General features: G+C 62.4%; 12 protein-coding genes. 3 read left to right on the top strand and 9 right to left on the bottom strand.

The features are described from left to right. Positions 1–14: 14 nt before the first annotated feature. Positions 15–410, top strand: a complete 396-nt coding sequence (locus tag ACIGJE_RS25950; RefSeq protein ID WP_311940177.1) for a DoxX family protein — start codon at positions 15–17, stop codon at positions 408–410. A 39-nt stretch (positions 411–449) separates the two neighbouring features. Then, the gene (locus ACIGJE_RS25945) at positions 450–881 is read left to right on the top strand and encodes a VOC family protein (RefSeq protein WP_311940175.1); all 432 of its coding nucleotides are present in this window, start codon (positions 450–452) and stop codon (positions 879–881) included. A gap of 258 nt (positions 882–1,139) precedes the next feature. Here ACIGJE_RS25945 and ACIGJE_RS25940 read toward each other — a convergent pair whose 3' ends face one another. From ACIGJE_RS25940 to ACIGJE_RS25915, 6 genes are all read right to left on the bottom strand, one after another. Then, positions 1,140–2,156, bottom strand: a complete 1,017-nt coding sequence (locus tag ACIGJE_RS25940) for a zinc-dependent alcohol dehydrogenase family protein (protein WP_415087360.1) — start codon at positions 2,154–2,156, stop codon at positions 1,140–1,142. Positions 2,157–2,182: 26 nt separating this feature from the next. Then, positions 2,183–2,647 (bottom strand): cyclophilin-like fold protein, encoded by a 465-nt coding sequence (locus ACIGJE_RS25935; protein WP_415087359.1) that lies wholly within the window; start codon positions 2,645–2,647, stop codon positions 2,183–2,185. Continuing rightward, positions 2,644–3,834, bottom strand: coding sequence for an MFS transporter (locus ACIGJE_RS25930; protein WP_311940172.1), 1,191 nt, complete (start codon positions 3,832–3,834; stop codon positions 2,644–2,646). The genes ACIGJE_RS25935 and ACIGJE_RS25930 overlap by 4 nt, the downstream gene beginning before the upstream one ends. A 234-nt stretch (positions 3,835–4,068) precedes the next feature. After that, positions 4,069–4,446, bottom strand: coding sequence for a c-type cytochrome (locus tag ACIGJE_RS25925; protein WP_311940171.1), 378 nt, complete (start codon positions 4,444–4,446; stop codon positions 4,069–4,071). Further along, positions 4,443–6,680 (bottom strand): xanthine dehydrogenase family protein molybdopterin-binding subunit, encoded by a 2,238-nt coding sequence (locus tag ACIGJE_RS25920; protein ID WP_311940170.1) that lies wholly within the window; start codon positions 6,678–6,680, stop codon positions 4,443–4,445. Before ACIGJE_RS25920 ends, ACIGJE_RS25925 begins: the two co-directional genes overlap by 4 nt. A gap of 10 nt (positions 6,681–6,690) precedes the next feature. Then, a complete protein-coding gene (locus tag ACIGJE_RS25915) occupies positions 6,691–7,137 on the bottom strand; it encodes a (2Fe-2S)-binding protein (RefSeq protein WP_311940169.1) in 447 nt (148 codons plus the stop codon). A 162-nt stretch (positions 7,138–7,299) separates the two neighbouring features. Here ACIGJE_RS25915 and ACIGJE_RS25910 point away from each other — a divergent pair, with 162 nt between their 5' ends. Further along, positions 7,300–8,196, top strand: a complete 897-nt coding sequence (locus ACIGJE_RS25910; protein ID WP_415087358.1) for a LysR family transcriptional regulator — start codon at positions 7,300–7,302, stop codon at positions 8,194–8,196. Between the two features lie 604 nt (positions 8,197–8,800). On the opposite strand, the gene ACIGJE_RS25905 is transcribed toward ACIGJE_RS25910, so the two are convergent. From ACIGJE_RS25905 to ACIGJE_RS25895, 3 genes are all read right to left on the bottom strand, one after another. Next, the gene (locus tag ACIGJE_RS25905) at positions 8,801–9,814 is read right to left on the bottom strand and encodes a methyltransferase (protein ID WP_483680786.1); all 1,014 of its coding nucleotides are present in this window, start codon (positions 9,812–9,814) and stop codon (positions 8,801–8,803) included. A gap of 397 nt (positions 9,815–10,211) precedes the next feature. Next, complete coding sequence (locus ACIGJE_RS25900; RefSeq protein ID WP_483680784.1) at positions 10,212–11,861, bottom strand: recombinase family protein; 1,650 nt, start codon at positions 11,859–11,861, stop codon at positions 10,212–10,214. Beyond that, positions 11,858–12,133, bottom strand: a complete 276-nt coding sequence (locus ACIGJE_RS25895; RefSeq protein WP_483680782.1) for a hypothetical protein — start codon at positions 12,131–12,133, stop codon at positions 11,858–11,860. The genes ACIGJE_RS25900 and ACIGJE_RS25895 overlap by 4 nt, the downstream gene beginning before the upstream one ends. Positions 12,134–12,174: the final 41 nt, after the last annotated feature.

Raw genomic sequence — 12,174 nt, 5'->3', positions numbered from 1 at the left:
ATGAAGGAACTCTTATGACCTCAATATACATCTATTGGATCAGTACAGCCCTACTTTCATTGCTATATCTGTCATCGGCTTTCTTATACATCACCAAAAAAGACTTCGTGCGGCAGGCACAGGTCGATCTTGGCTACCATGCGCCTCACCTTGTGCCGTTCATGATCGTGGTGAAGATACTCGGCCCGATCGCGATCCTGTCGCGCGTCAGCTTGTCGCTCAGCGATCTCGCTTACGCCGGCATCTTCTACCACCTCATCCTGTCAGGAATGGCTCATCTCGGCGTGCGTAATGTCAAGGGTGCTCTGCCGGCAGCTATCGGTCTTGTGCTGCTAGCAGGTTCCTTCGTCACGCAGAACGCTGCACGCGAGGTGCCGTCCTCCTACGTCCAGGCCGCCGTCGTCCGATGACGCAGCCAGGACCGTCGCTCTCTTCATCAGGCGGCTCCAGTGAGTACGGCGATAGCCCGGCAACTTGGTTCGCACCGTCGCGCAAGCTGCACTGACACCCTCGTCTATAAACGCTTCACAAAGGACAAAAGCATGAGAATCTACGCTATCACCTTCGACTGCGAGAACCCTCAATCCCTGGCGGCTTGGTGGTCGCAAGCCCTCGGGATCGCGATCGGCGACGATTACGGCAACATCGTTTTGCTGCCGCCCACCGCCGACACACCCCTTTTGCTTTTCCAGAAGGCCACCGAAGTGCCGATCCAGCGGAACCGCGTGCATGCCGACTTTTCCACGCCCGACCTCGATGAAGAGACAGAACGTCTAGTCTTGCTCGGCGCATCGGTCGTCGAGAAGTTCAATCTGCCACAGATCCGCTACACGACCCTGACTGATCCGGATGGCAACAAGTTCGACCTCATCCAGGGATAGTCGAGCTAGATCGGCGCGGGCGGGCCTCGAATTCAACAGGGCGCGCCCGCGCAGCGAGAGTCAGCGAACTTCACTCACTTTCTTCTCTGACCTCGGTTTGCCTGGCCGGCATCCCGATAGCCCATTCAGCAAAAGGCCATATGCGCCAAGAAACCGGCGATAGCCATGAGAACGGCGGCCGAGCTGAGATCGATCATTGTCTCCATATGTTCAATTCCTCCTGGAACTATCGGCAGGTTCACGACGAGCGGATCTTTTTCAGACGCGAAGAAGTGTCTTGATGGCGCGGCGCTCATCCATGGCGCGGTAGCCCTCGGCGACATCGGCAAGCGGTAGCGTGAGATCGAAGACCTTGCCGGGATTGATCTTGCGCTCCAGCACCAGGTCCATCAGATGCGGCAGGAAGCGGCGCACCGGTGCCGGCCCACCCAGCAGGCTTTTCTGGGCGAAGAACAGGCCTTGGCCGTCGAGTTGGACGCCATGCGGCACGCCGACGAAACCGATATGGCCTCCGGGACGTGCGCAGGCGATCGCCTGCATCATGGATTCCTGGGTGCCGACGCATTCCAGTACCGATTCTGCACCGATATTGTTCGTCAGTTCCTTGATCCGGGCGACGCCCGCATCGCCGCGCTCCGAGACGATATCGGTGGCACCGAATTCGAGCGCGAGATCCTGGCGCGTCCTGTGCCGGCTCATGGCGATGATGCGCTCCGCTCCCATCTGCCTGGCCGCGAGGACGCCCATCAGCCCGACGGCACCGTCTCCCACGACGACAGCCGTCGATCCGGGCTCAACGCGCGCCGCATCGGCCGCATACCACCCTGTGCCGAGCACGTCGGATGCTGCGAGCAGGCTCGGTATGAGGTCGTCGTCAGGCATGGCCGCCGTCGCGACCAGCGTGCCATCGGCGAGCGGCACCCGCGCATACGGCGCTTGGGCATGGCTCATGAACTCGCGCTGTTCGCAGGAGGACTGGAAGCCGAAGCGGCAATGCGGGCAGGTATTGTCGGAAATGCAAAACGAGCCGACGACGAACTGGTCGGCCTTCACAGTCTTGACCGCGCTGCCGACTTCGACGACCACGCCGCAATATTCGTGGCCCATATGCATCGGCTCATCGACCGGCTGGAGCCCCCGATAGGGCCACAGATCCGAGCCGCAGATGCAGGACGCCGAGAGCTTGATGATGGCATCCGTGGGATGGAGGATTTTGGGCTCCTCGACTTGCTCGCAGCGGATGTCGCCGGGGCCATGAAGAACGGTTCCGAGCATGGGGTGCTCCTTTCGAAAGGTCTGGATCAGGCGATGCGCGCGATGCGCAGCGGGAACTTGCCGCGGATCAGCAGCGGCTCGCAGCCGCCGTCGAGACGGCCGAGCCGGATCAGGCCACGCGACCAGCGGTAGCTCGCGTAGAAAAAGGCGAGATTGCCCCAGGGCGCGTAGTAGCAAAGGTCGCCGGCACGCTCGTCGCCGAATGGGCCGCTACCCTCTTGGGTGAGCTTGCGTGGCAGGTAGCTGATCTTCTCGTTGTCGGCATAGTTGTCGATCGAGAGATCATCGAGCGGCAGCAGCGACGCGAAATCGTGCGCGGAGGGATTGTCTTCCAGTGTCGCCGTCATCGACTGACGATTGAACGAAATGCCAATCTTCATGGGCGCTGATCCTTGGGCGTATCCACGCGTCGTTCCGGCGAGACCGAGGGTGACTGTTGCAAGCAGTCCAGCCCGCAGAATGGTGCGACGGGTAATCGAGCCGGCATTCATGTCGCGATCCTTCGTTGGTCGATCGCGGCCGCGGCCGCAACAAATCCCGAGCCGAGCAGCAGGATGGCGCCGAGCGCGAACGGGCTCCACCACCCGAGGGCATCGAAGAGCAAACCGCCGAGGGCAGCCCCGAGCGTGATGGCGAGTTGGATGACGGCAACCTGCAGGCCGCCGCCGGCTTCGGCGTCATCGCGCAGAGCCCGGCTAAGCCACGTACCCCAGCCGACCGGCGCGGCCGTACCGAAGAAGCCCCAACCGATCAGCAGGATCGCAACGGCCACCGGCTTCGAGCCCAGCACGACCAACGCCGCAGCGATGAGCGCCATGACGAGCGGAATGGCGATCACGATGCTGTAGAGCCTCGCCCCCAACAATTGGCCAATGGCCCAGGTCCCCGCGACGCCAGCCAGCCCCATCAGCAGCAATATCGCCGAGAGCACGGACACGCCAACGCCGGTGACGCTTTCAAGGAACGGGCGCAGATAGGTGAAGAGCGCGAACTGTCCCATGAAGAGCAGGAAGATCGCGGCCATGCCAAGCGCCACCTGCCGGTGCAGCAACAGCCTGAAGACATTGCCGGATCTCTCGCGACCGCGCGGCGGCAGGGACGGCATGCCGATCCACTGCCAGATGAGCGCCAGCAAAGCCAAGGGCACCACGAGGAAGAAGGCGCCGCGCCAGCCGACATGGTCGCCGAGCAGGCTTCCCAGCGGTGCCGAGACCGTCGCCGCGATGGCATTGCCGGCATTGATCAGCGCCAGCCCCTTGGGCACGGACCCTTCCGGCACCAGGCGCATGACGATCGCCGTCGACATCGACCAGAACCCGCCGATGGCGATGCCGAGCAACGCACGTCCGATCATCAACACCGCGTAATTGGGCGCGAAGGTCACAATCAGGCCGGAAACGACCAACAGAAGGGAGAACGAGATCAACACGAGCTTGCGATCGAGCCGTCTCGTCAGGCCCGCAATGAACAGGCTGGTGACGACCGCGAAAATGCCGGAGATGGAGATCGCCTGCCCGACCCGCCCTTCGCTGATGCCGAGGTCGGCGGCAATGGGTGTCAGCAGGCTGACCGGCATGAATTCGGAAGCGATCAGGACGGCGACACACAACGCCATCGAGAGCACCGCTCCCCAGGCCATACCTGGTTTGACCAGCGCGTCATTATAGGTTGTGTGCATGATTCATCTTTCGTCACGGTGCGGTTGCCCACGCAGCCGCCTGCTTTCGAGATGATGTAGCAGGCCGAGATCGATCGGATTAGGCGCCATTAATCGCTTGGATTTATCGATAGGCAGCATAAATCTCCGGATGCCGATTGCGGCGTGTCGCGTGACGAGCCTTCGCCCAAGTGGCCAACAAAAATCTCCTCCACCCCCTCGACAGCTCAGGTTCAACGAATTGACGGCTTCGTGTTACTGGTGGGAGCCGAGGAACTCGACAATGATCCGGCGTTCATCGGCACTGTTGAAGCGCTGGGTCATTCGTGTGCCGCGAACCATCGCGGATGGATTCGCAAGGAATGTTTCCAGAGTCTCGGCGTTCCAGGTCACGTCGGAAGCCTTGAGGGCCGGCGAGTAGTTATAGCCCTGTACGCTGCCGGCCTTGCGGCCGATCAATCCTTGCAGAGTGGGGCCCACGCCGTTGCGCGGCGTCCCAACCTGGTGGCAGGCACCGCATCGCTGCTGAAACAGCTTTTGGCCCTGGGACGGGTTTTCCGCTTGCGCATGGGCAGCATTCGCACCCATGCCAATCGAAAGGGCCGCCATTGCGGCCGCTACAATCTTGCTCACCCTTGCAATCCCTTAAAATCGATCTTGGACAATGGCAGGCTGCGAATGCGCTTGCCGACGAGCGCAGACACCGCGTTCACGACAGCGGGTGGCACCCCTGGAAGGCCCGGCTCGCCGATGCCGCCCATCGGCGCCCCACTCTCGACGATCCGCACATGCACATGCGGCATGCGATCCGGCGTGAGAATGGAATAGCCGTCGTAGTTTCTTGCCTGCGGCATCCCGTCGACATAGACGACCTCTTCGAGCAGGGCCGAAGACAGCCCGAGCGTAACGGCCGAATGCACCTGAGCCTCGATGATGGCGGGATTGACGATGCTGCCGGGGTCGATGGCCACCCAGACGTCGTGAACCGCCACCTCGCCGTCTCGCAAGGACACTTCGGCGATGGTCGCGACTTCGCTACCAAAGGGCGAAGCCATGGCGACACCGCGGGCGCGCCGCGTACCGTCCTGTGCCGTGAAGGGGCCGCGGCGCCACCCTCCGGAGAGATCTGCCACGGCCTCCAGCAACGTCCTGTGGCGAGGACTGTCCGCAAGCAGGCGTCGGCGCAGCTCATAGGGATCCTGCCTGCCGGCATCGGCCATTTCATCGAAGAAGGTCTCGTAGAAAAAGTCGTTCATCGAATGACCGACCGAGCGCCAGAAACCGATGATCGCGGGATCGTCGACATGAATCTGCCCCACGCGCCGGTTCGGGATCGCATAGACCTTGCCGGCAATTCCCTCGACGGCGGAGCTGTCGACCTTATCAGGCTTACGGCCGAACCAACGCCCGGTCGGCCCTTCGCCCACCGCCACTGCCTGCAGGGCGACCGGCAGTCCTTCGGCATCGAGCCCGGCGCGGAAACGAGCGACGCCCATAGGCCGCAAGGCATCGCGCAGGAATTCCTCCTCACGGCTCCAGATCAACTTGACGGGGCGACCGGCCGCCTTTGCCAGCATGATGGCCTGCGGGAATGGATTGGCCGTCTGGTAGAGAAAGTGTCGACCGAAAAAGCCGCCGAGCATAGGCGAATGGATGATGACCTTGTCCGGCGCGATGCCGGCCACTTTCGCCGCCTCGGCCTGGAACATTTCCGGCGCCTGGTTCGGGAGCCAAAGTTCCAACGATCCGTCCTGGTTCCAGCGAGCGAGGGCGGATGGCGGCTCGAGCTGGCCGTGAACCAGATATGGTGCGTCATAGGTCGCTTCGACGATACGCGCAGCCGAGTGCAGGCCGGTGGCGACGTCACCCGCCGCTTCGAAGGCAATCCCGTCGCCTGCCGTCGCCTTCAGCATGGCCTTTCGAGTTTCCGACGAGAAGTCAGCCGGCATGGTGCGCAAGGTTCCAGGCGCGGCTTCGATCCAGCTCACCTGCAATGCCTCGACGGCACGGCGCGCCCGCCACCAGCTCGACGCCAGGACGGCGACGGCCCCTGCGAGCCGATGCACCGAGTGGACGCCGGGCATGGCCTTGACCTGTTCCTCGTTCGCGAACGCGCCGGGTTCGCCGCCGAGCCGGGGGCTGTGCTGAACGGCGGCGTGAAGCATGCCTTCGACCGCAAGATCGATGGCATAGCGGGCCTTGCCCGTGGATTTGTCGCGCACATCCAGGCGCGCTACCGGCTTGCCGATCCAGCGAAACTCCGATCGGCTTCTGAGTGGCACGTTCCCGGGAACAGTCAGTTCCGCAGCCGCAGCCGCGATATCTCCATAGGCAAGCGCGCGACCGGATGCAGCATGCACTACGCGCCCAGGCTCGGTGGTCAGCGTGGAGAGCGGCACGCCAAACCGCGTGGCCGCGGCCTGGAGCAACATCTGGCGGGCGGCGGCGCCGAGCCTGCGCATCGTCTCGTAGCTCATGCGCACCGACATGCTGCCGCCGGTGAAACGGGCACCGCCCGTCAGCAGATAATCGGCGCCCGGCGGCGCTCCTTCCACCACGAATTGCGTGGGCTCGACATCGAGTTCCTCGCCGACGATCTGCGCCATGGCCGTGAAGATGCCCTGCCCGCCCTCGATGAAGGCGCTGCGGAACAGGACCGTGCTGTCAGGGCGGATCTCCAGAAACGCATTCACCCTGGTCCCCGGCACAATGGGCGCTGCCGCCTGGGCATTGACGCGACCACCAGGCAGGATGGCCCCGAGCACCAGCCCGGCGAGCGAACCACCGATGAAGGCACGTCGGGACAAATTCAGCGGCTTGTCGACCTCGAGGGTCGAGGATGCAGTCTGAGGAGCGATGGCGTTCACGATGTCTTCCTCAGGCTTGCGCAGCCTGCCGGACGGCAGACGCAATGGCGTTGTAGGTTCCGCACCGGCACAGATTGACCATGGCGCCTGCGATTTCCTCGTCCGTGGGATGAGCGCTCTGCTTCAGAAGCGCCGTCGCCGCCATGACTTGTCCCGATTGGCAGTAGCCGCATTGCGGCGCCTGGTTCGCCACCCAGGCGTCGACGACTTTTCGGCCAACGGCATCGTCGGTGATCGCTTCGATGGTCGTGATCTGGGCGTTGGCCACGCTTTCGACCGGTGTCACGCAGGATCGCGTTGCCTGCCCGTCGACGAGAACCGTACAGGCGCCGCATTGCGCCAGCCCGCAACCATATTTGGTGCCGGTCATGCCCAGGCCGTCGCGCAACGCCCATAGCAAGGGGGTATCCGGCTCGACGTCGATCTGACGCTTCAATCCGTTGATGGTCAGCTCCATGCCTGTCTCCTTCGGACTGCTCGGCAAGATGGCGATGCGGGACAGACGAGTGCCCCTCCTGCTCCAAGCTAGCAGCCGATGGCAACGCGCATTAGTTGGCTCAATTCGCTTGCATTAATCGATGGGCGCCATAAATCTTCAGGTGGCTTATGGAGAGCGTCGATGGCCAAGGAAGACTTCAGCAACCTGTTGTGGTTCCTGGCCGTGGCCGAAGAACGCAGCTTCACCAAGGCTGCTGCCAAACTCGGCATTGCCCAGTCGACGCTCAGTCACACCATCAAGCAGCTCGAAGATCGCATGGGCATCCGGCTCCTGACGCGGACCACCCGCAATGTCGCGCCGACCGAAGCGGGCGAGCGCTTGCGCCAAACACTGGCTCCGCGCGTGTCCGAGATCGAGACCGAGATCGCAGCGCTCATGGAATTCCGTGACAAGCCGGCTGGCAAGATCCGCATAACGTTGTCGGACCATGCTTTGAATTCACTGGTATGGCCGAAACTCCGGCCTGTTCTGGCGTCCTATCCCGACATCAAGCTCGAGTTCAGCGTCGACAATGGTCTTCGCAACATCATCGAGGACGGCTTCGACGCCGGTATCCGGCTTGGAGAAAGCGTTGAGAAGGACATGATTGCCATCCGTATCGGGCCGGACTGGCGCATGGTCGCCGTCGCCTCGCCCCTCTACCTCGAGGCGCATACCCCGCCGGCGCATCCCCAAGACCTGATCCGGCATAATTGCATCAACATGCGCCAAGCCACGGCCGGCGGTCTGTATGCCTGGGAGTTTGGAAGAGACGGACAGGATTTGCGTGTCAGAGTGGATGGCCAGCTCACCTTCAGCACGTCCTATGCGATGATCGATGCGGCCTTGAGTGGCTTGGGCGTCGCCTTTTTGCCAGAGGACCTCGTCGAGTTCCATGTCGCCTCTGGAGATCTTGTCTTGTTGCTGGACGAATGGTCGCCCAAATTTGCGGGGTACTACATTTATTATCCAAGCCGGCGCCAAAACCTGCCCGCATTCAAAGTCATCGTGGACGCACTTCGGCATCGGAATGCTTGATCGTCACTCGCCGCTCGTTCGGCAGGCCGATGCTCCAAGATCTACGACCATTGCGGCTCGATGAATCGAGCTGAGCGGCTACCGGGAACGCAGCTGAGAGGAGCTCTCCTGCTCCGCGCGGTATGCGGAAACGTCGATGTGACGCCGAAGCGCGGCGGCTCTGAACGCTGTTATCGATCAACGATGCAATCATGCCGGTCGCTCCGAGCGGCTGTGTCGCAAACGGAGCATCGGGATCTGACAGCCGCGAGACGGTTTATCCGCAGGGCGCTTCAGCGGCATGACCGACCCTAGCGCACTGTCATCGAAGAGGAGTGCTATTGTGCCGCCTTAGTAGCCTATTCGCCTGATCGGATCGGAGCGATTGCCGTAGTGCGCCTTACCCGAAATGGAGGTATGCGTGTCCGACCCCACAAGCCGATGAGATCATGGTTGCCATCGCCGACCACGGCCGCCCGCTGCCGCGCGTCGGGCCTGACCAAGCCGAGTCCAAGGGCAAGAACGACCTGCGCTGAAGGCCGTCCCTCAACATGCCTCCGTCTTCCCTGGCGAGGCCGAATGCCGAGGAAGAACCACGGCAGATCAGAGCTGAAAGCCGCTGGTCTCATCCGGGCTTGAAGCCGATCACCATCGAATCTGGCCCCAACAGCCGCTCGACGCGCGTGGAGACGAAACCGGCGTCGTGCATCCAGGCCTGGCAGTCCGCGCCGGTGTAGTCGAAGCCTCCGCGGGTTTCGATCAGCATGTTGAGGCTCATCAGCAGGCCGAAGGCGTTCTCGCGGCGCTCATCGTCGATGACGGCGTCATAGGCGATCACAGCCCCGCCTTCCGGCAGTGCGGCGAAGGCCTTTTCCAACAGCATTTTCTTCTCGGTGAGATCCCAGTCGTGCAGGATATGTCCCATCACGATCACGTCCGCGGTCGGCATCGGGTCGTCGAAGAAACTACCGGCCTGAAAGCGGATCCGGTCGGCGAGGCCTTGCTGGGCGACAAACTCCTCGAAGATCGGCTGCACGGCAGGCAGGTCGAAGCCGATCGCCTTGAGATGCGGATGAGCCCGCGCGACCACCACCGGCACCATACCTTGCGCCGCACCCACATCGGCGAAAGTCGTGTATTTCGACCAGTCGAACTTGGCCGCGATCGCTTGCGCCGCTCCAGCGCTGATGCCGCTCATCGCCTTGAGAAAGCCGCGCAGCCGTTCCGGTTCCGCATAGATCGCGGCGAAGAAGTCCTCGCTGTGCTTGCCTTCGTTCTGCATTTCCCCCGTCTGCAGGGCTTCGGTGAGCGAACCCCAGAAGCCGTAGAGCCGGGCATTGGCCATTTCGAGGATGCCGCCGACATAGGATGGCTTGGCCTTGTCGAGGAAGAGGTCCGTATCGGGGGCATTGCGGTAGATGCCGTCCTCGCGTTCGAGCAGCTTCAGGGCCACCAGCGTATCGAGAAAGTCGCGAGCCGCGCGGGGATGCAGCTTCAGCCTGGCCTGCAGGGCCGGCAGGTTGGCCGGGCCGGCTGCGAGCTCGGTGAAGACCCCGAGTTCGACGGCGCTGAGCATCGCCTTGGAGGCCCAGAAGCCCATGCCAAGCTGCATGATGTGGTCCGGCGTCGTTGCGCCCATCGCTCGTCTCCTCGCAAATCTTATCGTTGATTGGCGTCCGGGTCCGGTGCAGAAACCGATGCGATCCGACAGCGGCCCGAAGCCGGAGACGTCCCGCTTGTCGCAGCACCATGCAAGGAAAATATATCGTTTTGCGATGGGATGGAATTATCAACAATCATAGGTTGCGATAACGATCGGGGGCCGGAGCAGAAACTGCCACTCGGCCTGCCCGCAAACGGTCTCGGCCGGCCCGAAGCCGCGTCCGCCCCGACACGTCCCTGGCTTTCGCAACTGGTTACGGGAACGACATCCCTGATTTGAATTTGCGATTGTAAGTGATGGATTTTGCTTGTGGGGCAATGGACCTGAGAACACGAGACCTCGCCAAGTCATTGCTTGAGCGAGGTCTTCATCTTCAAACTTGGTTGCGGGGGCCCGCAACGGCTTTCATCATAACACCGCCAACCCCTTGATTTCGTTCAGGATTGACGAATTCGAGAATGCCAAACAGCTCGCCGCGTAGCTCGGCATGGATCTCGCCACGCTTCTCACCCGGCGTGAGCACGATCTGACCGATGAGCGAACGCAGAGCTTCGGCCGCCTGTCTTCCGCCCTCGTCATTGGCAAGCACCTGCGTGAAGTGCTCCACCCGCTTGCGGTAGAGATTGGCGATGTTGGGATGCAGGTCGGGCACGTCGGTTGGTGCCTGCGCCAAGCGCGCGGTGATCTCGGCCTTCTGGCGCTCCAGGTCCTCCATGCGCGCCTTCATGGTCGGCTGGTATAGCCCATCCTCGATCGCCGCCATGATGCCGGCGATGGCACGTTCGATCTTGTCCAGCGCCTTGCGATCCTGCTCGCTCTGGGAGCGGCGCTCCTGGTTGAGCCGATTGGTCTCCTGGGCATAGGCCTTCACCGCCTCGGCCACGGCATCGGCCGAGACCAGCCTTTCCTTCAAGCCTGCAAGGACACGCTCCTCGATTTTCTCTTGCATGATTGTCCTGCCATTGTCGCATGTGCCGCGGCGCTGGTGGTTGAGGCAGCCAAAACGCTCTTTCGTGAACAGGCCGTAGCGTCCGCCGCAGCAGCCGCAGGTGAGCAGGCCGGAAAGAAGGGAGGCCGGCCTCTTCATGGTGTGCAGCCTTCTTGCCCTGGCATCGCGGATGCCGATGGTGACCGCCTCGAACTTGCTGGCGATGACCTTCTGCCTGTCCTTCACGGCGTGCCAGAGCTTGTCGTCGACAATCCTCAGATGCGGCACCTCGGTGCGGATCCATTTGGCCGACGGATTGATCCGCGACACGCGCTTGCCGCTGGTCGGATCCTTGATGAAGCGCAGGCGGTTCCAGACCAGCACGCCGGTATAGAGCTCGTTGTTGATGATGCCGGTGCCCCGGATCACATGGCCTCGCACGCTGGTGTCACCCCAGTGCCGGCCAAGAGGGCCGGGAATGCCCTCCTTGTTGAGATCGACGGCGATGGCCTTGGGACTTTTGCCCGTAGCGAATTCCTGGAAAATGCGTCGGACGATCTTGGCTTCCTCCGGCACGATCTCGCGATCGCCGCGGATCGGCTCGCCTTCAGCGTCCAGCTTCTTCATCACCCTGTAGCCGTAGCACAGCCCTCCTCCTGCCTTGCCCTTCTCTACCCTGCCCCGCAGGCCACGATGGGTTTTAAGGGCCAGGTCTTTGAGGAACAGGGCATTCATGGTGCCCTTGAGGCCGACATGAAGTTCGCTGATCTCGCCCTCCGCCAGAGTGACGATGGTGACACCTGCAAATTTGAGATGCTTGAACAAGGTGGCGACATCGGCCTGGTCGCGGCTGATGCGGTCGAGCGCCTCGGCGAGCACGATCTCGAACTGGCCGCGCTGGGCATCGCGCACCAACTGCTGGATGCCATGCCGCAAGATGGTGCTGGAACCGGAGATGGCCGCGTCCTGATAGGTCCCCGTCACGCTCCAACCTTCGCGCATTGCCTGCTCGCGGCAGAGGCGAAACTGATCCTCGATGGAGGCGTCCCGCTGGCTATCGGAGGAATAGCGGGCATAGAGCGCGACACGGGTCATGGTGGATCAACCTCTCTCTTTCCTAGTGGGGGCTCATCCTTCTTCCCCCTGCCCTTTTCCTTTCGGCGGCCCGGCCGATTGTCATTGGCCGCCCGGTGCTTTTCGAACGCTTCCCGGGCCAACTGCCGACCGACCACCCGTGCAATGTCGAGCACGATGCGATCCAGCTTCGCGGGACCGCTGTCCTCGCCGGCACGATTGGAGCCAGCGCGTTCGGTGTTGTCGTTGGACGGGGCCGAAGGTGTCGGCCCTGTCTTGGTTTCTTCTGCCATCAGGTCGCTCCCGTGAATGGATCGACCTGCCATCAGACGCC

The organism is Labrys sp. E2SS-1L (assembly GCF_057073705.1).
This window is presented reverse-complemented; position numbering and strand designations above follow the sequence as displayed.